At 63.8% G+C, this 22,850-nt stretch carries 27 protein-coding genes and 3 rRNA genes; 18 read left to right on the forward strand and 12 right to left on the reverse strand.

Features of this window, described 5'->3' with window-relative positions; genetic code table 11:
• The first annotated feature begins 146 nt into the window (after positions 1–146).
• Complete coding sequence (locus NGM29_RS14530; protein WP_254157097.1) at positions 147–1,238, forward strand: aminopeptidase; 1,092 nt, start codon at positions 147–149, stop codon at positions 1,236–1,238.
• Positions 1,239–1,368: 130 nt separating this feature from the next.
• On the opposite strand, the gene NGM29_RS14535 is transcribed toward NGM29_RS14530, so the two are convergent.
• Positions 1,369–1,554, reverse strand: coding sequence for a hypothetical protein (locus NGM29_RS14535; protein WP_254157098.1), 186 nt, complete (start codon positions 1,552–1,554; stop codon positions 1,369–1,371).
• A 457-nt stretch (positions 1,555–2,011) separates the two neighbouring features.
• Positions 2,012–2,629, reverse strand: a complete 618-nt coding sequence (locus tag NGM29_RS14540) for a hypothetical protein (RefSeq protein ID WP_254157099.1) — start codon at positions 2,627–2,629, stop codon at positions 2,012–2,014.
• A gap of 205 nt (positions 2,630–2,834) precedes the next feature.
• Between NGM29_RS14540 and NGM29_RS14545 the strand changes: the two genes are divergently transcribed.
• The 3 genes from NGM29_RS14545 (at position 2,835) to NGM29_RS14555 (ending at position 3,928) form a co-directional block, all read left to right on the forward strand.
• Entirely contained in the window at positions 2,835–3,224 is a 390-nt protein-coding gene (locus tag NGM29_RS14545; protein ID WP_254157100.1) for a ribbon-helix-helix domain-containing protein, read from the forward strand.
• Between the two features lie 46 nt (positions 3,225–3,270).
• Entirely contained in the window at positions 3,271–3,510 is a 240-nt protein-coding gene (locus NGM29_RS14550) for a DUF5816 domain-containing protein (protein ID WP_254157101.1), read from the forward strand.
• Between the two features lie 112 nt (positions 3,511–3,622).
• Positions 3,623–3,928 carry a DUF7116 family protein gene (locus tag NGM29_RS14555; protein WP_254160577.1) on the forward strand — a complete coding sequence of 102 codons (306 nt, stop codon included), beginning with the start codon at positions 3,623–3,625 and terminating at the stop codon, positions 3,926–3,928.
• Positions 3,929–3,947: 19 nt separating this feature from the next.
• Here NGM29_RS14555 and NGM29_RS14560 read toward each other — a convergent pair whose 3' ends face one another.
• Complete coding sequence (locus NGM29_RS14560; RefSeq protein WP_254157103.1) at positions 3,948–5,150, reverse strand: pyridoxal-phosphate-dependent aminotransferase family protein; 1,203 nt, start codon at positions 5,148–5,150, stop codon at positions 3,948–3,950.
• A 363-nt stretch (positions 5,151–5,513) separates the two neighbouring features.
• On the opposite strand from NGM29_RS14560, the gene NGM29_RS14565 reads away from it, so the two are divergent.
• From NGM29_RS14565 to NGM29_RS14580, 4 genes are all read left to right on the forward strand, one after another.
• A 23S ribosomal RNA gene (locus NGM29_RS14565) occupies positions 5,514–8,432 on the forward strand.
• A gap of 139 nt (positions 8,433–8,571) precedes the next feature.
• A 5S ribosomal RNA gene (gene rrf / locus NGM29_RS14570) occupies positions 8,572–8,693 on the forward strand.
• Positions 8,694–8,762: 69 nt separating this feature from the next.
• Positions 8,763–8,884, forward strand: a 5S ribosomal RNA gene (gene rrf, locus NGM29_RS14575).
• 243 nt (positions 8,885–9,127) lie between these two features.
• Positions 9,128–9,328 carry a dodecin gene (locus tag NGM29_RS14580; RefSeq protein WP_254157105.1) on the forward strand — a complete coding sequence of 67 codons (201 nt, stop codon included), beginning with the start codon at positions 9,128–9,130 and terminating at the stop codon, positions 9,326–9,328.
• A gap of 5 nt (positions 9,329–9,333) precedes the next feature.
• On the opposite strand, the gene NGM29_RS14585 is transcribed toward NGM29_RS14580, so the two are convergent.
• From NGM29_RS14585 to NGM29_RS14595, 3 genes are read right to left on the reverse strand one after another with little or no spacing between them, the layout of a single operon-like run.
• Complete coding sequence (locus NGM29_RS14585; RefSeq protein ID WP_254157107.1) at positions 9,334–9,702, reverse strand: HesB/IscA family protein; 369 nt, start codon at positions 9,700–9,702, stop codon at positions 9,334–9,336.
• Positions 9,703–9,757: 55 nt separating this feature from the next.
• Positions 9,758–11,053, reverse strand: a complete 1,296-nt coding sequence (gene hisD, locus NGM29_RS14590) for a histidinol dehydrogenase (RefSeq protein ID WP_254157109.1) — start codon at positions 11,051–11,053, stop codon at positions 9,758–9,760.
• 50 nt (positions 11,054–11,103) lie between these two features.
• Positions 11,104–11,352 carry a hypothetical protein gene (locus tag NGM29_RS14595; RefSeq protein WP_254157111.1) on the reverse strand — a complete coding sequence of 83 codons (249 nt, stop codon included), beginning with the start codon at positions 11,350–11,352 and terminating at the stop codon, positions 11,104–11,106.
• Between the two features lie 321 nt (positions 11,353–11,673).
• Between NGM29_RS14595 and NGM29_RS14600 the strand changes: the two genes are divergently transcribed.
• The gene (locus NGM29_RS14600) at positions 11,674–12,690 is read left to right on the forward strand and encodes a DHH family phosphoesterase (protein ID WP_254157112.1); all 1,017 of its coding nucleotides are present in this window, start codon (positions 11,674–11,676) and stop codon (positions 12,688–12,690) included.
• A gap of 5 nt (positions 12,691–12,695) precedes the next feature.
• Here the strand turns inward: NGM29_RS14600 and NGM29_RS14605 are convergent, their stop codons facing one another.
• A complete protein-coding gene (locus NGM29_RS14605) occupies positions 12,696–13,154 on the reverse strand; it encodes an Hsp20/alpha crystallin family protein (protein WP_254157113.1) in 459 nt (152 codons plus the stop codon).
• Between the two features lie 255 nt (positions 13,155–13,409).
• Here NGM29_RS14605 and NGM29_RS14610 point away from each other — a divergent pair, with 255 nt between their 5' ends.
• The 5 genes from NGM29_RS14610 to NGM29_RS14630 all read left to right on the forward strand — a co-directional run bounded on the left by NGM29_RS14610 (position 13,410) and on the right by NGM29_RS14630 (position 16,124).
• Positions 13,410–14,102, forward strand: a complete 693-nt coding sequence (locus tag NGM29_RS14610) for a type 1 glutamine amidotransferase domain-containing protein (protein WP_254157114.1) — start codon at positions 13,410–13,412, stop codon at positions 14,100–14,102.
• Between the two features lie 111 nt (positions 14,103–14,213).
• Positions 14,214–15,035 (forward strand): succinylglutamate desuccinylase/aspartoacylase family protein, encoded by an 822-nt coding sequence (locus NGM29_RS14615; RefSeq protein WP_254157115.1) that lies wholly within the window; start codon positions 14,214–14,216, stop codon positions 15,033–15,035.
• Complete coding sequence (locus NGM29_RS14620; protein ID WP_254157116.1) at positions 15,032–15,313, forward strand: hypothetical protein; 282 nt, start codon at positions 15,032–15,034, stop codon at positions 15,311–15,313. Before NGM29_RS14615 ends, NGM29_RS14620 begins: the two co-directional genes overlap by 4 nt.
• 76 nt (positions 15,314–15,389) lie before the next feature.
• A complete protein-coding gene (locus NGM29_RS14625) occupies positions 15,390–15,614 on the forward strand; it encodes a DUF1918 domain-containing protein (RefSeq protein ID WP_254157117.1) in 225 nt (74 codons plus the stop codon).
• 63 nt (positions 15,615–15,677) lie between these two features.
• Positions 15,678–16,124: an RNA-binding protein gene (locus tag NGM29_RS14630; protein ID WP_254157118.1), complete on the forward strand. Its 447-nt coding sequence runs from the start codon at positions 15,678–15,680 to the stop codon at positions 16,122–16,124.
• 21 nt (positions 16,125–16,145) lie between these two features.
• On the opposite strand, the gene NGM29_RS14635 is transcribed toward NGM29_RS14630, so the two are convergent.
• From NGM29_RS14635 to NGM29_RS14655, 5 genes are all read right to left on the reverse strand, one after another.
• Positions 16,146–16,598, reverse strand: coding sequence for a universal stress protein (locus tag NGM29_RS14635; protein WP_254157120.1), 453 nt, complete (start codon positions 16,596–16,598; stop codon positions 16,146–16,148).
• A 65-nt stretch (positions 16,599–16,663) separates the two neighbouring features.
• On the reverse strand, positions 16,664–17,491 hold the full coding sequence (locus NGM29_RS14640) for a hypothetical protein (RefSeq protein WP_254157122.1): 828 nt from the start codon (positions 17,489–17,491) through the stop codon (positions 16,664–16,666).
• A gap of 241 nt (positions 17,492–17,732) precedes the next feature.
• Positions 17,733–18,215: an aspartate carbamoyltransferase regulatory subunit gene (pyrI, locus tag NGM29_RS14645; RefSeq protein WP_254157124.1), complete on the reverse strand. Its 483-nt coding sequence runs from the start codon at positions 18,213–18,215 to the stop codon at positions 17,733–17,735.
• Positions 18,212–19,132 carry an aspartate carbamoyltransferase gene (gene pyrB / locus NGM29_RS14650; protein ID WP_254157125.1) on the reverse strand — a complete coding sequence of 307 codons (921 nt, stop codon included), beginning with the start codon at positions 19,130–19,132 and terminating at the stop codon, positions 18,212–18,214. The genes pyrI and pyrB overlap by 4 nt, the downstream gene beginning before the upstream one ends.
• Before the next feature lie 179 nt (positions 19,133–19,311).
• The gene (locus NGM29_RS14655) at positions 19,312–20,163 is read right to left on the reverse strand and encodes an eIF2B alpha/beta/delta subunit family protein (protein ID WP_254157126.1); all 852 of its coding nucleotides are present in this window, start codon (positions 20,161–20,163) and stop codon (positions 19,312–19,314) included.
• A 112-nt stretch (positions 20,164–20,275) separates the two neighbouring features.
• On the opposite strand from NGM29_RS14655, the gene NGM29_RS14660 reads away from it, so the two are divergent.
• From NGM29_RS14660 to NGM29_RS14675, 4 genes are all read left to right on the forward strand, one after another.
• Positions 20,276–20,611, forward strand: coding sequence for a DUF7969 family protein (locus NGM29_RS14660; RefSeq protein WP_254157127.1), 336 nt, complete (start codon positions 20,276–20,278; stop codon positions 20,609–20,611).
• Positions 20,612–20,704: 93 nt separating this feature from the next.
• Positions 20,705–21,802 carry an Mrp/NBP35 family ATP-binding protein gene (locus NGM29_RS14665; RefSeq protein ID WP_254157128.1) on the forward strand — a complete coding sequence of 366 codons (1,098 nt, stop codon included), beginning with the start codon at positions 20,705–20,707 and terminating at the stop codon, positions 21,800–21,802.
• A gap of 29 nt (positions 21,803–21,831) precedes the next feature.
• On the forward strand, positions 21,832–22,053 hold the full coding sequence (locus NGM29_RS14670) for a DUF7976 family protein (protein ID WP_254157129.1): 222 nt from the start codon (positions 21,832–21,834) through the stop codon (positions 22,051–22,053).
• 82 nt (positions 22,054–22,135) lie between these two features.
• Positions 22,136–22,789, forward strand: coding sequence for a uracil-DNA glycosylase (locus NGM29_RS14675; RefSeq protein ID WP_254157130.1), 654 nt, complete (start codon positions 22,136–22,138; stop codon positions 22,787–22,789).
• The last annotated feature ends 61 nt before the right edge of the window (positions 22,790–22,850 follow it).

The raw sequence follows: 22,850 nt of genomic DNA on the forward strand, positions 1-22,850 counted from the left end.
ATGACGCGGTAGGTGCGTGACGCAGTGGGCGTGCCCAATCGAGCGTTGAGTCAGACTCGAGGAGCGAGTCGGGAACTGAGCCACGAACGCTGCCCTCGGCAGCCAAATGATAAAGGTTCTTGATGGGATTCCCCGACTAGCGGGTTATGGACCCACGCGTCCGCGAACATGCTGAAATCATCGTCGACCACTCCGTCGACGTACAGAAAGGCGACAACGTCAGAATCAGCGCACCGCCGATCGCCCAGGACCTCGTCGTGGCGATCCACGAACTGCTCGGCGAGCGCGGTGCCCACCCATCGCTCAGCGCGTCGAACAGCGCCGCCAGCCGCGCCTACCGGCGAGCCGTCGATCCCGAGGACCTCGAGTGCCCCAGCCACGTCCTCGCGGCCGCCGAGGAGACGGACGTCTTCATCTCGATCCGGGCCTCGGAGAACACCTACGAGACGAGCGACGTCGACCCCGAAGTCACCGCGGCGTTCGGACAGGCCTACAAGCCCATCCAGGACGAGGTCATGGGCAAGCGCTGGGTCGGGACCCAGTACCCCGCGCCGGGGAACGCCCAGGACGCGGAGATGAGCACCGAGGCCTACGAGGAGTTCGTCTGGGACGCGATCACCAGAGACTGGGACGCCCAGCGGGAGTTCCAGCAGCAGCTGGTCGAGATCCTCGATCCCGCCGACGAGGTTCACATCGTGAGCGGCGACACGACGGACGTGACGATGTCGGTCGCCGGGAACCCGACGCTCAACGACTACGCGGAGAAGAACCTGCCCGGCGGCGAGGTGTTCACCGCGCCCGTCCCCGACAGCGTCGAGGGCGAGGTGCTCTTCGACAAGCCGCTGATGGCCCAGGGGCGAGAGATCACGGACGTGTACCTCGAGTTCGAGAACGGCGAGGTCGTCTCCCACACGGCCGAGAAGAACGAGGACGTGCTCTCGACGGTGCTCGAGACCGACGACGGCGCCCGCCGACTGGGCGAACTCGGCATCGGCATGAATCGCGACATCACCGAGTTCACCTACAACATGCTGTTCGACGAGAAGATGGGCGACACGGTTCACATGGCGGTCGGTCGCGCCTACGAGGAGACAGTTGGCGAGGGCAACGAGCGAAACGACAGTTCCGTCCACATGGACATGATCGTCGACATGAGCGAGGATTCGTTCATCGAGGTAGACGGCGACGTCGTACAGCGTGACGGGGCCTTCGTGTTCGAGGACGGTTTCGAGGGCTGAGCGCGTACATCTCGTCATCCATTCTCGATGTCGTACGTCGACTATCTCTTCGCTCGAGACACGGGCTACTTCGTGTGTGAACCGAACGGCTTGGCCCGTATCGGACAAATCAACCGGGCAGACGCTCGTCTCACTGATCTACAGTTACGAGGTCGTGTAACGAGGAGTTGCACTGTTGCTCGCGGTCGTCGAGATCGACCGTTTCCCAGTGGGGAATGCCATTGCCATCGGGCCCGATCCAGTACGCGATCTGGTAGGCGGATTCCCCGGACTCTTCTTCAGAATCGATCGTCACCCACTCAGTGTGATGGTCCATGCGCATATGAACGCGGAAGTGGCCTGGATCGTCTGGCCAACTCCGTGGGATCCATTGGTATTGAAGCGACTCGCCCATTCTACTGCCATCGATGCTGTACGAGTCAGCATACACCTCGTCGCCCTCGTAGTCGACACGGAGATGAACGGTGTGTGGCGTATTACTTGCACTCACGACCTCGATGCAGTTGAGAACCGAGTTCTCGCTCCGCAAAACTGCCGAAGCACATCCAGCTAGAGAGATTGTCACCGACGAGGAGACGCCCGCGAGAAGTGCACGTCGTGAAACCATATTTTCCAGAAAGGTCGCCATACTATGTATTTTACGAATAATGATGTAGCGAACGATACGAACGATCTGTATCGATCGTTACTCGCCGTAAAATGCCACGTTCTACGGTAGTCAATGCACCCCGTCCAGTGTGCGTGGATGACGCCACAATGGCCGAAACAGATAGTTACAGTCGACGCATGAACTCGGGCAAGACCCCGCGCTCGTCGGAGTCACCGCCCGTGGGCGCGGGTCCGGCACCCAGATGACCACTGCTCGAGTCCTCGTTCGAGACGTCTGGTCCGGACTCCGTTCCGTCCTCCGTGCCCTTCTCACCTTCGTCAGTCGCGGCCACGGCATCTTCGAACTCGTCAGGCGAGTCCGGCCCGAAGTAGTAGGGTTCGGTGGGCTCGAGAGACGCCATCAACTGGAGGTTGGCGTACCCGGCCAGGACGAGCGCCAGTGGAAAGACGACGTCCGGAAGCAAGATGACGAGGAAGACTGATAGCGGCGAGTACACGAAGAAGGCGGCGACTCGAAACCAGTTGGCGACGTAGGCGTCGACCACGTAGGCGTAGAGGCCGTACGCGCCGATTACGACGCCGATGTCGAGGTAGAGTCCGACCGGCATCCAGACCCCGCCCGCGATGACCGAGTGGGTGTAGAGAGCGATCGCTCCCGTCAGCACCGTCGCCCGGTTGACGTAGGTCTCGTCGAGGGCCATCCCGAAGACGAGGATACCGAGCTGTAACAGTGGCGCGGCGATCCACCACGGCAGCGATTCGAAGATGAGTCCAGAATACACGTCGGTCTCCCTGTCGTCATCCGAAGAGAGCCTCGGAAACCCCTAAAACGTTCGCGCCGTATCGAGCGTCGATACGAGTCTCGAGTCTCGAACCCTGAACTTTGAATCTGAATCTCGAGTCTCGAAGGCGTGGTCGACGACAAAAACATCAAAAAAACGAGGGTTCCCGCAACAATAATGCTGTCGTAGCAGTGAGTTGGAAGGTATGGCAAAAGATACCGTCAGATATCCCGACGACGTCGTCGAAGCCATCGACAACCTCGTCGACGACGGTATGTTCGAGAGTAAATCGGAGTTCTACCGGTTCTCCGCGGAGTACGTGCTGACCATGATCAACCCGGACCACGAAGTCGAGACGTTCAACTTCGACGAGATCAAGAGCGAGTTGAACATTGACCGACCGGCTCGAGCCGAGGAGGTGGGCGCAGACGGCGGGACGTTCTTCCTCGACGCGCTCATCACCGTCCGAAAGTACGGACTTCGCGGGAACTACGAGGACGCCGAGGACTTCATCGACATGCACTACGAACCGACCGACCAGGAGTGTCTGGTTCTCGAGGAGGTGCTCGGCACCTACCGGGACCGGTCGGGCTGAGACCCGGAAGGACAGCCATTTACCCGCCGATTCCGTAGCGGGCGGTATGCAAGCGGTGGCTACCGACGACGGGGACACGGTCTACGTCGCGACGACCGACGGCGACCGCGGATCCAAGGGACCGTTCCTGGTCGCCTTCGAGAGCCGCGAGCGGAGGCGTCGCTACGGCTGGTTCTGTTCGAATTGTGAATCGATCGACAACGCGATGGACCCGATGGGACGCATCCTGTGTAACCGCTGTGGCAACCTCCGGAAACCGACCGAGTGGGACGCTGCCCACGAGTAATTACGGGAAGCAGCTGAAGGTAGCGACGTCCTTCGAGATGTCCATTGCCTGTCGCCGTGCAAACGTTTATCATGGTGTCCGATGTAGTTCTACTCGAATGGGTCCTGTTAACATGCGACTCGTCGAGCAGGCCAGGTCGATCTTTGCTGAACTCGGCTACACGGTCGAGGGCAACGGACCGGATTTCCGAGCAGAACGGGCGTGGAAAGTCGTTCACGTCAACGCCGTCTCCGACGTCGAACAGCTTCCCCGATGCTCGGGACAATTTCACTGTTTCGTCACCGAACCCGGTGACGTAGACGACCTCGAAGTCCAACTCGAGAGCCTCGATCCGGGCTACGAGTGGGCCATCATCGCCGCCGACGGCGAGGATTATCAGGTCGAACGCGCACCGCCAGGACCGACAGTCACTGTCTAACGACAGTCCCCGCACCCACTTATCGGAGGGCCTCACGACACGCAGCGACGCCGCCGTCCGGATCGACGTCCGCACCGAAATCGTCGAGCACGTCGGCCAGCGCCGCGATGAGGAGTGTGACGTTCTCCGGACTCGCGGAGTAGCCCATACAGCCGATGCGGAAGATTTCGCCCGCGAGGTCGCCCAGGCCGCCCGCGATCTCGAGGTCGTAGCGCTCGAGGAGTTCGTCACAGACCTCTCCGTCGTCGATCCCCTCCGGAACCCGGACGGCATTGAGGCTCGGGAGCCAGTACTCGTCGTCCGGGTTCATCTCGAGGCCCATCCCCTCGGCGCCGGCCTTGAGCGCGCCCGCGAGTCGACGGTGGCGCGCCCAGCGATTCTCGATGCCCTCTTCCGCGACCAGGCGGAGGGCCTCCCGGATCGAGTAGACGTTCGTGATCGGGGCCGTGTGGTGATAGGCGCGTTCGTCGCCCCAGTAGCCCTCGAGCAGCGAGAGGTCGAGGTACCACGACCGGGAGGGCTCCTCGCGCGAGAGGACCTTCTCCATCGCCTCGTCGGAGAGGGTGAGCGGACTGGCCCCCGGCGGGCAGGAGAGACACTTCTGCGGGCCGGAGTAGGCTACGTCGATGTCCCACTCGTCGACGCGGAGTTCGACGCCGCCCAGCGAGGTGACGGTGTCGGTGATCACGAGCGCGTCGTGGTCGTGGGCCGCGGCGGTGAGTTCGGGGACGTTCGGCTGACGAACGCCCGTGCTCGTCTCGGCGTGGACGAATCCGAACACGTCGGGGTCGTGTTCCGCGAGCGCGTCCGAGACCGTCGCCGGATCGAGCGGTTCGCCCCACGGCGCGTCGACCTCGACGACCTCACCGCCCGCACGGCGAGCCATCGACGCCATGCGCCCGCCGAAGTAGCCGTTGGTCGGGACGAGCATCGTGTCTCCCGGTTCGACGACGTTACCGATGGCCGCCTCCATCGAGGCCGAGCCGGTTCCCGAGACGGGGATCGTCCACTGGTTGTCCGTCTGGAAGGCGTATCGGAGTAGTTCCTGCACATCGTTCATAATCTCGATGAACGAGGGATCGAGGTGCCCGACGAGGGGCGTACTCATCGCCCGGAGTACGCGCGGGTGCACGTCGCTCGGCCCTGGTCCCATCAGGGTTCGCGTCGGCGGCGTCAGTTCGCCGACGTCCGGTGCGCTCGAGTCGTCGCTAGCTGGTGGCATGGCATAGTGTGGTGTGGGAACCACCAAAAGCGTTCACTCCCCGGCGAATCTGTGTCTGGAGGGCGAGGGCGTCTCAGCGTTCCCGGAGTACGTCTCGGCTCGAGCGAACGTTCCGTGCCAGAGATAGTCATGTGGGAGCGTCACCAGGCGAAGTCGAATCCGTGCTCTTAAGTACGTGACCGAAAGAGAATATAATCCGTAAGCAAAACTGATGCACCTCCCGGCGCAAGCGAGGGAGGGAAGGGTCGATGCCACCAGCCGTCTACTGGTGGCAGATGAAGACCGTATGTACGTGTAGTCCAGGCGTCCACTGGACCCGTTCCCGGGTCACAACCGCTGCATTCTGTGCAGCACCGATCCGAAAGAACGTGGCTACTGTGCCAACTGGTGGATCGCTCGGCTCGAGAGCCGACGACGGACGTGCCAAGCTGCGATAAGCTCGGGGGACCCGCACGGAGGGGAAGAACCCGAGATCTCCGAATAGGAATCCTCTTGCAATTGCTTAGCGCAATGGGGAACGTCGAGAATTGAAACATCTTAGTATCGACAGGAAAAGAAAGCAAACCGCGATGTCGTTAGTAACGGCGAGTGAACCCGACACAGTCCAAACCGAAGCCCTCACGGGCAATGTGGTGTTCGGACTGACTCTCAGCACTCGACCATCGACGAGAAATCCCTTGGAATAGGGTACGAAACAGGGTGACAGTCCCGTACCGTCGATCACTAAAGTGTGCGTCAGCTCCAGAGTAGCGGGGGTTGGAAATCCCTCGTGAAAACCGCGGGCATTGACCGCGAAGACTAAACACTCCTCGAGACCGATAGCGAACAAGTAGCGTGAGCGAACGCTGAAAAGCACCCCAAAAAGGGAGGTGCAATAGGGCGTGAACTCAGTTGGCGATAGAGCGACGGGGCATACAAGGTCCCTCTCACAATGAACCAGGTGCGAACCTGTAGTAAGCCGGGAGGGAAGCCGGTGTTCCGTCGTACGTTTTGAAAAACGAACCAGAGAGTGTGCCTGTCTGACGAGTCTAACCCGAGTATCGGGGAAGGCAGAGGGAAACCGATATGACCGCAGTCTTACGACCAGGGTCACCGTGTTCAAGCGCGGGGAGTCAGGCGGGCACGACCCGAAACCGGATGATCTAGGCATGGGCAGGGTGAAGCGTGGCGAAAGCCACGTGGAGGCCCGCTAGCGTTGGTGTCCTACAATACCCTCGCGTGACCTATGTCTAGGGGTGAAAGGCCCATCGAATCCGGAAACAGCTGGTTCCAACCGAAACATGTCGAAGCATGACCTCCGCTGAGGTAGTTCGTGGGGTAGAGCGACGGATTGGGGGACCGGACTCCGAGAGGAGTTCGCCCCCCTGTCCAACTCCGAACCTACGAACGCCGTCGACGCGGGGAGTCCGGTGCGCGGGGTAAGCCTGTGTACCGTGAGGGAGACAACCCAGAGCTGGGTTAAGGTCCCCAAGTATGGACTAAGTGCGATCGAAGGTGGTCGCAAGCCCTAGACAGCCGGGAGGTGAGCTTAGAAGCAGCTACCCTCTAAGAAAAGCGTAACAGCTTACCGGCCGAGGTTTGCGGCGCCGAAAATGATCGGGGCTCAAGTTCATCACCGAGACCTAGCGACGTGCCTCACCGCACGATTCCGTAGGTTGGCGTACTGTTCGGGTGGAAGCACGGCCGAGAGGTCGTGTGGACCGTGCAGTAACGAAAATTCTGGTCATAGTAGCAGCGTTAGTCGGGTGAGAACCCCGACGGCCGAACGAGTAAGGGTTCCTCAGCAATGCTAATCAGCTGAGGGTTAGCCGGTCCTAAGTCAGCCCGCAATTCGAAGCTGACAAAAGGGAAATAGGTTAATATTCCTATGCCAGTGTGCACTCAAAGCCGACGCTTTGGGGCCGCCTCTCCCGGGCTTTCGCCCGGGTGAACAGTCCAAGACCGTGGAAGCCGTAATGGCACGAAGCGGTCGAATGGCTGGATAACGCAAGAGAGGTCAACCCAGAGCCCGTGAAAAGGCAAGCACACTGTCCGTACCGAGATCCGACACAGGTACTCGTGGCGGCGAAAGCCAAGGTCTGTCGGGAGCAACCGACGTTAGGGAATTCGGCAAGTTAGTCCCGTACGTTCGCAATAAGGGATGCCTGCCACGGAAAGTGGCAGGTCGCAGTGACTCGGGCGCTCCAACTGTCTAGTAACAACATAGGTGACCGCAAATCCGTAAGGACTCGTACGGTCACTGAATCCTGCCCAGTGCAGGTATCTGAACACCCCGTACAAGGGGACGAAGGACCTGTTAACGGCGGGGGTAACTATGACCCTCTTAAGGTAGCGTAGTACCTTGCCGCTTTAGTAGCGGCTTGCATGAATGGATCAATGAGAGCGCCACTGTCCCAACGTTGGGCCCGGTGAACTGTACATTCCAGTGCGGAGTCTGGAGACCCCCAAGGGGAAGCGAAGACCCTATAGAGCTTTACTGCAGGCTGTCACTGAGACGTGGTCGCCATTGTGCAGCATAGGTAGGAGCCGTTACACAGGTACCCGCGCTAGCGGGCCACCGAGGCATCACTGAAATACTACCCGATGGTGACTGCGACTCTCACTCCTGGCGGAGGACACTGGTAGCCGGGCAGTTTGACTGGGGCGGTACGCGCTTGAAAAGATATCGAGCGCGCCCCAAGGTTTCCTCACTCGGGTCGGAGACCCGAGAAAGAGCGCAAGAGCATACGGAAGCCTGACAGTGTCCGGCACAACAACGGACGCTGACGCGAAAGCGTGGTCTAGCGAACCAATTAGCCCGCCCAATGCGGGCAATTGCTGACAGAAAAGCTACCTTAGGGATAACAGAGTCGTCACCCGCAAGAGCACATATCGACCGGGTGGCTTGCTACCTCGATGTCGGTTCCCTCCATCCTGCCTGTGCAGAAGCAGGCAAGGGTGAGGTTGTTCGCCTATTAAAGGAGGTCGTGAGCTGGGTTTAGACCGTCGTGAGACAGGTCGGCTGCTATCTATTGGGGGTGTTACGGTATCTGACGGGAACGTTCGTATAGTACGAGAGGAACTCCGAATGGGTGCCACTCGTGTACCGGCTGTCCGAGAGGGCACGTGCCGGGCAGCGACGCACCACGGGGTAAGAGCTGAACGCATCTAAGCTCGAAACCCACCTGAAAAAGAGATACCACCGAGATCACTCGTAGAAGACGAGTTCAATAGACTCGGGGTGTACGCACCGAGGCAACGAGGTGTTGAGCCCGCGAGCACTAACAGATCGAGCCACCATTCATTTCGCATGGATCAACCCGTAAGAACGGGTCCAGGCGCTAATTGGACTACACGTACATAACGGTCACAGCGACCAGAGAACCCTAGACACCGTACACCGACCCTGGTATCGTCGCGGTTCGACTCCGCGAGTCGGCGTTACGGCGGCCAGAGCGGCGGGGCACCACCCGTACCCATCCCGAACACGGCAGTTAAGCCCGCCCGCGTTTCGGCCAGTACTGGCGTGGGAGACCCGCTGGGAACCCCGGCTCGCCGCCGACCCACTCATACCACATACAGTATCCACCGATACTGGCGTCTTCGCGGCGGTTCGATTCCGCCGATCGGCATTAGAGCGGCCACAGCGGCGGGGTACCTCCCGTACCCATCCCGAACACGGCAGATAAGCCCGCCCGCGTTTCGGTCAGTACTGGCGTGAGAGATCCGCTGGAAACTCCGGCTCGCCGCTTCCATTCATATCGTTTTCATACTGAAGAGCTGCGGCACTCGTCGAGCCACCGCCGAACTCCCGTTCTCGAGCAGACGCCTAGACGACCAACTCGGACACTCCAGGACGTCGAGAACGCCAGCGCTGGCGTCGAATACCGAACTCGAGGGCCCACCTCGAGCCCAGAAGTGGGGATCAGCGGCGGTACCTGTACTCGAACAGTGCTCAGCGTACGTTTAAGGCGACCACCGATGTAGGGGGCCGTGCAATGGTCTTCAAGAAGATCACCCTGATCGGAACGAGTACTGAGAGCTTCGACGCCGCAGCGGACGACGCCATCGACCGGGCGGAGTCGACGCTGAACAACGTCTACTGGGTCGAAGTCGACGAACTCGGCGTCGAAATCGCGTCCGTAGAGGAGCGACAGTACCAGGCGGAAGTGACGGTTGCGTTCGAACTACAGGAGTAGCGTAATCAGGTCCGGAAGGACTCGCCGCAGCCACACTCGCTGACGACGTTCGGGTTTTCGACGTGGAAGCCCTCGGCCTGGAGGCCGCTCTCGTAGTCGAGGATGCTGCCCTCGATGTACTTGAGGCTCGCAGGGTCGACGAAGACCCGCAGGTCGTGGTGGTCGTAGATCGCGTCGTCGGCTTCCGGTTTTTCGTCGAATCGCATCCCGTAGGAGAGGCCGGCGCAGCCGCCTTGCTGGACGAACAGTCGGAGTCCGGCCTCCGTCGTGTCGTAGTCTTCGGCCTCGAGTAACTCGAGGGCGCGCTCGGCGGCGGTCTCGGTCACCTCGATTCGTGGGTTGGCGGATCCACCGTCTGCGCTCTCCGTGCTCATAGTGCACTCCACGGCTGCCTCGGTGTTAACTGTGACGCTCGCCGAGGTGGGGAACTCACTCGTCGTCCCGGTCGTCGAGACGGACGCGGACGCTCTCGGCGTGGGCCTCGAGGCCCTCCGCGTCGGCGAGAGTCGTGATAGTGGGCGCGAGTTCCGCGAGTCCGTCGCCGGAGAGCCGTTGCACCGTCGTGGCCCGGAGGAAGTGTTCTACCGAGAGCCCGCCCGCGACTTTCGCGCCACCGTTCGTCGGAAGGACGTGGTTAGTGCCGCTGGCGTAGTCGCCCGCCGCGACGGGGGTGTTCGGGCCGAGGAAGACGCTCCCAGCGCTGTCGACGCGGTCCAGGATGGACTCGTCGTCGTCGGCGACGATGGCGAGGTGTTCGGGGGCGTACTCCTCGGTGAAGAGGATCGCCTCGCTCATCGAGCGGGCGAGCAAGACAGCGCTGGCGTCGTTCTCGAGCGCCTCCCGGATCGTCTCCTCGCGCTCGCGGTCGGGGAGCGATTTTTCGAGTACGTCAACGACGGCCTCGGCGGTCGCCTCGTCGTCCGTGACGGCCACGACGGAGGCGTTCGGGTCGTGCTCGGCCTGGGCGAGGAGTTCGGCGGCAACGTACTCAGGATCGGCGGTCTCGTCGGCGACGACGACGACCTCGCTCGGCCCCGCGAGAAAATCGATTTCCACTTCGTCGCGAACCTCGGCTTTCGCAGCGGTCACCCAGCGGTTGCCGGGGCCGACGACCTTCTGAACCGAGGTGACGCTCTCGGTTCCGTAGGCGAGGGCAGCTATAGCCTGGGCGCCGCCGACGCTGTAGACGGTGTCGGCCCCGGCAAGGTGGATCGCCGCGAGCGTGACCGGGTTGATCTCCTCGGCTGGCGGCGTCACCACGGAGACGTGCTCGACGCCCGCGACTGCGGCAGGGACGACACCCATGATCGCGCTCGAGGGGTAGGCGGCCGTGCCGCCGGGGACGTAGACGCCGGCGCGCTCGAGCGGTCGGAATCGTCGACCGAGTTCGCGCCCGTCGTCGAACTCGCGTCGCCAGTCCTCGGGGAGCTGGGCCTGGTGGAACTCGCGGACGTTCTCGATGGCGGTGTCGATGGCGTCGCGGACGTCGGCCGAGAGGTCCTCGACGGCGCGCTCGCACTGGTCGGTGATCTCGAGATTGCCGACGTCGACGCCGTCGAACTCGCGACAGTACTCCCGGACGGCGACGTCGCCTTCCTCGCGGACGCGCTCGACGATCTCGCGGGCGTCGTTCCTGGCGGCGTCGATTCCGGCGTCGCGCTGGAACAGGGCCACCCGGGTCTCGAGACCGAGGTCGGCGATTTCGGTGACGGAAAACGCGCTCATACGCTCGGATTCGGGCGAACGGTGAAAAACGGTTGCGTTCGCGGCCGGGGTTACGCGCTCTCGTTCCCACGCGCGTCTGCGTCGGCGTCTTCCTCGATTGGCGCGATACCGATCGCCGCGGCAGTCGCACGGAGGAAGAGGAAGATCACGAGCGCGAACCCGAGGAGGCCGATGGGGGCGGCGACCATCTGGGCCGTTTGGAACGGGAGGACGATCCGACTGAATCCGAGCACGACGAAGCTCAGGACGACGAGTCCGAAGGCGAGCAGCGAGAGCCGAACGAAGTCGTGCTGGTCCATACTCGAGGTTCGTGGCGTCGTCGCTAAGTGGTATCGGAACGTCGTCGACGGTGTCGACGGATTCAACGGCTCCAACGGCTTCGAAGGGGTCGTGGGTTCGATGGGGTCGATGATTCGAGGAATTCGACGCTTCGGCGGGCTCAGAGAGAGCGATAGCCGACGACGATCGCACCACCTCCCGTACGAGACAGTTCGAAGAACGACGACCGACAGCGCGCCGCTCGAGGAGAAACGTCGATCGCTGACCGACAGTATTCGTTTCGGTGACAACACATCGAATTCAGGAGCGACGTTGAAGCGTTTCCCCCTCCTACGTCGGGTATGTCTCGTGCAGCGGACCTCGCGGACGTCCTCGCCGACAGTTCGTCGCTCGTGATCGTCTGTCACGACAACCCCGACCCGGACACGCTCGCGAGCGCGCTCGCACTCGAGGCGATCGCGACCGACCAGGACGTCGCCGAGACGGCCATCGCCTACGGTGGCGAGATATCCCACCAGCAAAACCGGGCGTTCGTTAACCGCCTCGATATCGACGTGGAACCGCTCGAGGATCTCGATATCGGCAAGTACGACTGTCTCGCGTTCGTCGATCACTCCATGCCGACGGCGAACACGGCACTCGACGCTCGGTTCGAACCGGACGTGATCGTCGACCACCATCCCGGCGAATCCGCCGACGCGACGTTCGTCGACGTCCGAACCGACTACGGGGCGACGGCGACGATCTTCGTCGAGTACCTCCACGAACTCGAGGTCCCGTTGACGACGCGGCTGGCGTCCGCGTTGCTCTTCGCGCTCCACCGCGAACGCCTGGACTTCGTCCGCGAGCCGACCCAGCGGGAGTACGAAGCCGCGCTGGCGGTGTACCCCGAGGCCGACCTCGAGACGCTCGAACAGCTGTATGGTAGCGCGTTCTCGCCGGCGACGATCGACGCGATCGGTCGAGCGATAACCACCCGCGAGCGCCGCGGATCGGCCGTCACCGCGAGCGTCGGTCGAACGGTCGAGACGGACGCACTTCCCCAGGCAGCCGACTACCTCCTCAACATCGAGGGCGTCGACACGACGCTCACCTACGGCATCGTCGACGGGACGGTTCGACTGAGCGGGCGGTCGATCGATCCGCGGATCAACATCGGCGACGTTCTCGAGGACGCCTACGGCGAATTCGGGTCGGTTGGCGGTCACCACGACATGGCTGGCGGCCGAATTGGGCTGGGACTGTTCGCCGACGAGGCCAGCGACGACGAGAGCGTGCTGGCGTTCGTCGACACTCGGGTTCGGCGACGATTTTTCGAGGCGCTGAATCTCGATTCCGGGAACGGTTCCAGGGAGTGAGTCGCTCAGTCGATGTCGATCCGCCTGGGTTCGTCCGCCGGCTGGCGTTTCGCGAGCGTAACCGTCAGCACGCCGTTGTTGAGCGTCGCGTCGACGGCGTCGGTCTCGATCGGGTCGGGAAGCGCCACTCGCCGATTGAAGGTACTGGCTTGCCGCTCGTGTCTGATGATGCTCGCACCGTCGCGATCTCGCGTCTGGTCGCGGGTGCCCCGTATCTGCAGGCTCTCGCCCGATACCTGGATCTCGAGGTCGTCCGCGTCGTAGCCGGGGACGTCGGCGCTGACGACGAACGCGTGGCCGTAGTCGGCGACGTCGACGTTGGGTTCGCGATCCTGGAGCGACCAGCCGAGGCCGCCTCTTGGGGTGAACTCGGGGTTCCACGAGCTGGTTGCGGCGTCGAACTCGCGGCCGAGTCGCTCGAGGAACGAACCGAGGTCGTCGAGTGGGTTGGGACGTCGTGACATGGTCGTCTCGAGTAACGCCGCCGGGACCGAAAAGTCCTCTGCACGTCGGGGTGACCGTCAGAATAGTTGAGCGCACCGGGAGGCAGAGGCACGGGCCTCGGGATGCGGGAGGGTCGGAACACCGGGTACTGGTGCATCGTGACATCAGGCGCTGGGCGTCGGGGTGCCGGGGCATCGGGACACCGGAGCGCTCGAGGGCAACCCCTGCACACGACAGGGGAGGATACTCCCCCGTGGCACCCGTCCATTCACTCGATGACGGACGCAAACGCACTATTCGTCGTGAGCGAGTACGGCTACTGGGGCGAGGAGTGTATCGACCCGCTCGAGACGCTCGAGGACGCGGGCGTCGAGGTGACGATCGCGACGCCATCCGGCGGGCCGCCGGAGATCGACGACCGCTCGATCGATCCCGAGACGGTCGGCGAGGAGACCGCCGAACGCGTCGAGGAGCGCCACGAGACGGACGAACGGCTGAGCGATCCGGAGGCAATCGCGGACGTCCACGCCGAAGACTTCGACGCGGTCGTCTTCCCGGGCGGGCACGGCACCGAGTGGGACGTCAACCAGGACCACCACGCTCGAGTCGCCCTGCGGACGATTCTGGAGGGCGACGGGAAGGCCCTGGTCGTCTGCCACGCCGTCGGCATCCTCGCGTTCGCCCGCGACAGCCACGGCGCGTTCCTCGCCAACGGAAGGCGGGTCACCGGGTTCCCCAACGCGTGGGAGGAAGACATCGTCGACGACCGGGACCTGCTCCCCGACGGCCGAAAACTTCCCTACTGGGTCGAAGACGAGGTCGCCACTGCCGGCGCCGACTGGGACGCCGACGCCGAGGCCGACACGGACGTAATCGTCGACGGCGACCTGATCACGGGCCGTGGCCCGGAATCCTCCCGGGCAGCCGCCGAGACCTTGCTCGAGGAACTCGGTCAGAACGGTCAGTGAGAACGCTCTCGAGCGTTCGCACCAGGGACGAGAATCGTCGAATCATACCTATTTTGACATTGATCTCGCCGATGGAAACCCGCTTAAGGGAGCACGTTATCGGTTTGAACGATGAAACGACGGACGGTCCTGGGCGCCGGTGGGGCCCTCGCCGCTGGGATGGTCACGGTTGCGGCCGCCGCGGGTCAGACGTTGCGTGACGACGCGTTCGTTTCGGCGGCTCGAGCACCGCCAGCGGCGGACGGGGTCGAACGAGAGACGGAAGGCCTCCTCTCTGGAACTGAGCACGAGACGCCGCTGCACGTGGTCGACGCGCCGGAAGACGGCCCGACGGTGATGGTGTTCGGCGGAATTCACGGCGACGAGTACAACGGCATCGACGTCGCTCACGAAATCACCGACTGGAACCCCGACGCGGGGACGCTCGTCGTCGTCCCCGAGGCGAACCGCGTCGCCGTCGAGAACGAGCGGCGAGAAGGTACTGACGGAGACCTCAACCGGATGTTTCCACTGGACCGTGAACCGATAACTGACCTCGCTCGCGGCATCTGGGACGCCGTCGAACGCTACGACCCCGACGTCGTGCTCGACCTGCACCGATCGCTCGGCATCTTCGGCCTCCACGACCGATACGTCGGCCAGGCAGTTTTCCACACGCCTGACGCCCACGGCGACGAACTCGCGACGTCTCTCAACGAGGACCTCGTTCCCTGGTACATGCCCGCCCACCGGTTCGTGGCCATGGAGAGCACCCAGCCGAGTCCGCTCCTGTTCAAGAAGGCAGCACACGAACTGGGGTCGACCGCCTACCTCTTCGAGACGACTCGCTTCATGCTCGACCGATCTACCAAAAACGCGTTCACGCGGGCAGCGGCGGCCCGCGTCCTCGCACTACACGGCCTACTCGAGACGGAGGCGGAGGTGGCCCGATGACCCTCACTCTCCGACGCGTCCTGGCCAGCCCGGCGACCATCGGTACGTTTCTCCTGCTGGTCGTTCCGTTCGGCCTCGGCTGGCTCAAGACGGCCCTGTTCTCCCCGCTCGCGCTTCCCGGCTACATCATCTACGCGATCGGGTCAGCGATCGGCCACAGGCTCGCACCACAGTTCGAGCTCTGGGTCTACTGGATCCCCTTCGTCGCCGGGTGCTACGGGATCTCGGTCGTCGTCGGAACGGCATACGAGTGGACGCGAGCCGTGATTGCCCGGTAATCGTATCTCCCCGAACGGCTTCGCCGGGGCTGGCGGGAATCACGCCCTTTTTACCCGACGACGGGGAAAAGCCGGTATGAGCTTCGACGAAGACGACCGCGTCGTCTTACACGATAAGCACAGCGAGTTCGACGGCGAAACCGGCACCATCACCCAGACGATGGAGTCGATGTTCGGCGACACGACCTACACGATCAGCTTCGAGGACGGCCAGGAGGCCGGCGTTCCGGAGGACGCCCTTGAGGAGGCCGCCGACGAGGACGTCGTCGAGGACGAGGAAGCCGACGCAGACGACGCGTAACCGATCCACGCCCAGTAGCGAGTACCACTCCCGATCCGTTGGCCCCGACTCGAGGATACGCCGATGCCACAGATTCCGCTTCACTACGTCGACCTGCGAACGTTCTGCTACGCCACCGAAGACGACAAGCGCGTCGAGGCGGCGCTGAGACGCTTCCTCCCCGAAGAGTCCGAGATCGAACGCGTCGAGAGCGAGGGCCACTACGGGGACCGCATCCTCGTTCTCTCGGCCCGCGTCGAAAACGCCGACGACGTTCGTCACGTTCTCTCCCAGTTGACCGACCTCGAGACGTTCGACCGGCTGCTGGCGGAACTCGACGATCGCGTCACCGACAATTGCGAACTGTTTCTCCGCCTGGACAAGCAAGCCGCCTTCGGCGGGGACGTCCGGCTCGGCGAGGGGATCACGTTCCGCGCGAAAGTCGAGGCCTACCCGGCGAAGAAGCCACAGGCCGTCGAAAACGCCGAGACGGTGCTCGAGGAGTTGGCGGCCGATGCTGCCGAGGAGTGACTGATAACGCTTCGTTACCGGTTATCGTTCGCCTCCGCCCGAAACGTCTTCCGCCTGGCGGACCGTCAACACCGGCGTGTCGGAGAGCCGGACCACCTTCTCGGCCACACTCCCGATCAGGTAGCGATCTAGCCCGGTCCGTCCGTGCGTCCCCATCACGATCATATCGATCCCCTGAGCCTCGGCGTACTCGAGAATCTTCGTGTGAGGACTGCCGCGCTCGAGCGTGGTGATAACCGGCTCGACGCCGGCCCGGGCAGCCTCGCCGGAGACGTCCTCGAGGACCGAGTCGCCGACGGTCTCAAACTGCTCGACGATGGGGCCGGTTTCGACGTCACCCGCGAAGACGGCCTTGTCGATCACGTAGAGGACGTGTAACGCGGCGTCGTACTGGTTCGCGAGGTCGATCGCGTGCTCGAGGGCGCGACCCGTCGTCTCGCTGCCGTCGGTGGGGAGGAGGATTCGCTCGTACATCGCTGTGAGTCGTGTGTTCGAGACCCACGGTCAAATAGTATGTGTCGGCGTTTGCCGCAGTCGCGTCAGGGGTCGCCGTGTGAGACGCCCTCGCGCTGGTCGGCCTGGAGTCGCCGCACCGCGGCCCGCGCGTTGCCCGCCTCGTAGCCGAAGATGACGTCATTCCCGTAGTGGCCGGCCACCTCGGCCGCCTGACACAGGTTCTCGAGGTCGACGTTCACCGCGTAGAGTTCGATACTGAACGGCGTCTCGAGCGCGCTCTCGAACCCTTTGGCGATCGTCTCGAGCCAGTAGGTCGTCGTGTACCCCATGTCGTAGAGGGGGACGACGAACTCGTCGACGTGGGGCTCGAGGGCCGCGAGGTCGAGCCCGGATCGCTCGTAGAGGTGTCCCGGGTAGGGGTCGGGATACAGCGTCAGGTAGACGCGGCCGGGGATACGATCGGCCGCCGCCTCGACGAACTCGGTGATCACGTTCGCGCGCCACGCGAACCGATCCTCGAACTCGCTCTCGGCGAAACGTCGCTCGCACACCTTGCATCGACAGTACTCCGGGCGCGGGAAACCGACGTCGTCGAGACGAACGTCCTCGTTCGCAGCGACGCAGTCGTCGATGATCTCGAGGAGTCCATCCCGGTACTCGGTTCGCGAAGGGCAGATGTAGGCCCAGTCGAAGTAGGGCCGGTCTCGCGTGGCGGGATGGCCCTCGTCGTCGACGGGGACGAGCGAGGGGTCGGCGTCGGCCGCCGCGTTGTCGCCGAAACAGGAGACCATGTTCACTGCATCGGGGAGCGGTTCGGCAGACCGGCCGGTCACGTCCTTGACTTCGTAGAACGCCCGGCCGAAGTCGTCCCACGCGACTTCGTCGGGGTTTCGCGTCACGACGCCGTACATGGGCGGCGATAGGACGTCGAGACGGTAAGCGGTTCTGATTCGCTCGGTTCCTCTCTACTCGGTCGGCTCGTACTCGACGTCGACCTCGGACGTGCTGAAGACGACTTTCCAGAGAACGACGACGGCGACCAGGACGAACAGGAATTTGATCGTACGCGACATGTACGCGTAGAGAATCAATCGCCTAACACTTAGAGATTCTGGATAGTCTCGGAAATCGGACGAGAAATCAGTTCGTTACCTAGCTCGAGTCGATCAGGTCGGCGATTTCGTCGCGAACGATCGTTTCGCAGTACGAACAGCGAACCCCGTCCTCGAGGACGTCGAAGCGGGAGGTGACGGGTTCGTTCTCGGTCGTGATGCAGGTCGCGTTCGGGCAGGTCAGCACGCCCTCGACCTCCTCGGGTCGTTCGACGCGGTGTTTGCTCGCCACCTCGTAGTCACGCACGATGTTGATCGTCGCGTCGGGCGCGATCAGCGAGAGCACGTCGACTTCCTCCTGGCTCAGTTCGCGGCCCTCGACTTTCACGATGTCCTTGCGGGCGAGTCGGTCGGAGGGGACGTTGATCCCGACCGAAACCTCCTCGTCCTGGCTTCCGTCGATTCCGAGGATCGCGAGGACGTTCAGCGCCTGGCCGCCCCGCACGTGGTCGATGACGGTGCCGTTTCGGATCTTGCTGACGCGGAGTTCGTGGTCGTGGTCGTCGTCGTGATTATCGCTCATCGAGACACACCCCCTTCGAGAAGGCGATCGAGCAGCGCCATCCGAACCGGCACCCCGTTGTGCGCCTGTTCGAAGTACGCCGCGTGATCGGTGTCGTCGATCTCGGGTGCAATCTCATCGACCCGCGGGAGCGGGTGCATCACCGTCAGGTCGTCGCTCGCACCCTCGAGCGTCTCGAGATCGATCTGGTACTCACCGGCGATTCGCTGGTACTCGTTTTCGTCCGGGAACCGCTCGCGCTGGATGCGGGTCACGTAGAGGACGTCCAGGGAGTCGAGGACCTCCTCGAGGCTCTCGTGTTCGCGCACGGACGCCCCCTCCTGGTGGAGGTCGTAGACGACTTCCCGCGGCAGTTGCAGGCTCTCCGGGCTAACGAAGTGCTGGTGAGCGTCGAAGTTCGACAGTGCGTAGGCCAGCGAGTGGACCGTCCGTCCGTACTTCAGGTCGCCCATGATGCCAATCGAGAGGTCGTCGAGGCCGGCGTTTTCCCGGATCGTGTAGAGGTCGAGCAGCGTCTGGGTCGGGTGGTGGCCCGCCCCGTCACCGGCGTTGATCAGCGGGACGTCGACGAACTCGCTCGCCATCTTCGCGGAGCCCTGACTCGGGTGGCGAACGACGATGGCGTCGGCGTACCCCTCGATGACGCGGACGGTGTCGGCGAGCGTCTCCCCCTTCTTGACGCTCGAGGACTCAACGGATCCCATGTCGACGACGTCCCCGCCGAGGCGTTTCATCGCCGTCTCGAAGCTCATCTTCGTTCGGGTGCTCGGTTCGAAAAAGAGCAGGCCGAGGATCGTCCCCTCGTGTTTTCCGGCGACGGCGTCCGGATCGGCGTCGATCTCGGCGGCCCGGTCGAGGACGGCCTCGACGTCCTCCCGCGTGAGGTGTTTGCTCGTGATGAGGTGATCGTGGCGCATCTACTCGAGATGGCACGCGCGGGCCTCTTGAATCTCCCCATCCCCGTTCGTCGTCCGTTTGTCTACCCCTATCCACTGCCCCCGTTCGCCGTCTGTTTCTTCGCCCTCGTTCGCCACCCCCGTTTGCCGTCCATCCGTTCCGGTACTGGCCTCGGTTCCGACCTCGTTCGCTGCCCACCTCAGAACGTCTTCCGCCCTTCGTCCGTAATCACGCTCTCGAGGAGGGCGACAGGGGTCGCGTCGTACGCGGGGTTCTCGATGGAGAAGCCTTCGGCCGGTTCAGCCATGACCTCGACGGGAGTCCGGTACTCGTTCTCGAAGGCGAAGCCCTCGGAGACGATCTTCGCGGCGGATCCGAGCACCGTCACCGGCACCTCGAGCTGGGCCGCCGTCGACGCGATGGGGAAGGTGCCCACGCGGTTGTAGAGGGAGTCGTTTACGATGCAGTCCATGCCGATGAGCACGCGCGTACACTCGGGCAGGTAGTGGCCGTGGGCGCTGTCGGTGATGAGGGTCACGTCGAGGCCCGGAAGCGTCGCCAGTCGCCGGGCCGTCTTGCGACCGATGTATCGCGGCCGGGCCTCGGTGACGTAGACGTCGAAGCTCATCCCACGCTCGGTGGCCAGCTCGAGGGCCTCGATGACGGTCGAGGAGAAGTCGTGCGTCAGGATCGTCTCGCCGTCCGAAAGGTACTCGAGGGCGTTCTCGGCGGCCCGGGTTTTCCCGGACTCGACGCGAGCGACGACGTCCTCAATCGCCGTTTCGGTGAAGGTCTTGGCCTCCGAGACGGTGTCGGGGTCGGCGTCTTCGACCTGGTGGACGACCTCGCGGACCGCGTTCTGGAGCGAGGCGTGGGAGGGGTTGGCCCGGCGGAGGGCCGTCGCATTTCGGTCGAGGTCGCGAACGTACTCCTCGACGGTCGCGAAGTCCCGCTCGAGGAGGTCCGTCAGCGCGCGCGTCGCCTTTATCGCTACCACCGAGGAACTGTGCGTCTGCATTTCCTTGATCTCCTCGGCCGTCTCGTCGATCATACTCGAGCAGACTGCGGTCAGCACAAAAGGTGTTCCGGGTGGGTGATTCTGCAGTCGGTGCCGACCGAAATCGAGCGCACGGCTTTTGGCCCGCCGCGGCGTGGAATCCGGTATGACTGACACCGTCACTGTTCGCTACACCTGCCCGCACTGTGACGCCGTCGTGAGCCTCGAGCGAGCCCCCGACCTCGCGGATCGGTCCGTGACGACCGTCCGCCAGCCCGGCTGGGAGTACGCGACGCGAACCGACCCGCTCGAGGTTCGCGAGGCGGCGGACGGCATCGCCTTTCGCTGCGGCGAGGACGGACCGGTGACCGATCGCGACGGGAACGAGATCGAGGGCTGTGGCCGCCCCTACTACCTCAACTTCGTTCGATTCGAGCACGGCGTCGAACTCGAGCCCGAGCCACCCACCTACGGCGGGCCGCGGTTCGACTTCCGAACCTGAGGCGGCAGCCTCGAGCGGGGCGACGAGCATTCGAGGCCGGCGCCTGCTGAAGACAACACAACGCTTTTCGAGCGCCAGCGGCCACCAGTAGGTATGGACGAAGCCGCCGTCCGAGACCGCCTGCGAACGGTCGAGGACCCGGAACTGGGGGACGACATCGTTACGCTCGGCCTCGTGAACGACGTGACCGTGAGCGAGGACGGCGAGGTCGCCGTCGACCTCGCCCTCGGGGCGCCGTACTCGCCGACCGAAACCGCCATCGCCGGGGCCGTCCGAGACGCCCTCGCCGAAGAAGGGATCGATCCGGAGCTCTCCGCGAGTATCCCCGACCGCGACGACTCGAGTGGCGACGAGGTGCTCCCGAACGTCAAGAACGTGATCGCCGTCGCCTCCGGGAAGGGCGGCGTCGGGAAGTCGACCGTCGCGGTCAACCTCGCGGCGGGGCTCGCCCGTCGGGGTGCCCGCGTCGGCCTGTTCGACGCCGACGTCTACGGGCCGAACGTCCCCCGGATGGTCGACGCCGACGAGCCGCCGATGGCGACCGAGGAGGAGACGCTCGTCCCGCCCGAGAAGTACGGCGTGAAGCTGATGAGCATGGCCTTCCTCGTCGGCGAGGACGACCCCGTCATCTGGCGGGGCCCGATGGTCCACAAGGTGATCACCCAGCTCACTGAGGACGTCGAGTGGGGTCACCTCGACTACCTCGTGATCGACCTCCCGCCGGGGACGGGCGACACCCAGCTGACGATGCTCCAGACCATCCCGGTGACGGGTTCGGTGATCGTCACGACCCCCCAGGACGTCGCCCTCGACGACGCCCGGAAGGGACTCCAGATGTTCGCCCGCCACGACACCGTCGTCCTGGGAATCGCGGAGAACATGGCCACGTTCGTCTGCCCCGACTGCGGCGGCGAACACGACATCTTCGGGACTGGCGGCGGGTCGGCGTTCGCCGAGGCGCACGATCTGCCGTTCCTTGGCTCGATCCCGCTCGATCCCCGCGTTCGAGAGGGCGGCGACGAAGGACAGCCGACCGTCCTCGACGAGGAGAGCGGGACCGGCGAGTCCTTCCGCGAGTTGACCGCCGCCGTCGCGAACAACACCGGCATCGTCCACCGGCGGGCCGTCTCCGAATCGGTCGCCGAGCGAACCCCGCCGGTCGACGCGGGCACGGGCGAGGGCGAGCACTGAGCCGACATGAGCGAGCACACTGAGAGACCATGAGCGGCGACGAGTTCGAGCCCGATTCCGAGCGCGTGACCCTGCTCCGGGAAATCGCCGACGACGTGCGCGGGGACTCGAGCGAGAGCAAGCAACTGGCGAACATCCTCTACCGGACGAGCGACCTCTACGACGAGGCCGAGGACACCTCGCCCGAGGAGATCGTCCGGAACGTCAAATTCATCCTCGAGGTCACGGAACGCGGCGGGCTCGGGCGCTGAGATTCGGTTCTGGTGCCTCGAGCGCCGAGGGCCATACGGACCGGAGCGCGTCGTTTTTGTAGCCGCCGCCCCCAGGACGACCGTGGACGCGAATCAGCAGTCGACGGCGAACCCGTTCGGCATGGACGAGGCCTGCGAGAACTGCCCAGAACTCTGTGCGCCGCGCACGCAGGTCGTCCACGGATACGGCGACGTGGGAGCCGACTTCCTGTTCGTCGGCGAGCGACCGAGCGCGCGGGCCGACACAGTTGGGATTCCGTTCCTCGAGGCGGGACCCAAAGACGAACCCGGGGAGGGGATGGGAGGACTGTACCGAATCCTCCAGCGACTCGGTCTCTGCGCGAGTGCGAGCGACCCCGAGGAACCCGAACTCGCCAACGTCTACCTCACCCTGCTGACTCGCTGTCGCGACCCCGAGCGCACGCCGACGGACGAGGAGGTCGTCACCTGCGAACCGTACCTCAACGCCGAGATTCGCATGATAAACCCCGAGATCATCGTCCCCGTGGGCCAGCGCGCGCTCACCGAAATCGGCACCGAATACACGACGACGGCCGCGGACGACCTCGAGATCGAGACCCACCACGCGACGACGATCCGGGGTCGCGGCTTCGAACTCGTGCCCATGCTCGAGCCCGCGGCCCAGACCCAGGCCCAGACCCAGGCCTGGCTCGAGCACTTCGTCGACCTGATGGCGTCCGATTATCGACAGACGAAGGGACGACAGGGGCGCTGACGGGGTCGCCAGAAGGAACAAGTGGAGGCCGCAGACGTCGGGACTGCCGGGACTGATCGCC

Origin of the sequence: Natronosalvus rutilus (assembly GCF_024204665.1) — an archaeon.
In the GTDB taxonomy this organism is placed as follows: Archaea; Halobacteriota; Halobacteria; order Halobacteriales; family Natrialbaceae; genus Natronosalvus; species Natronosalvus rutilus.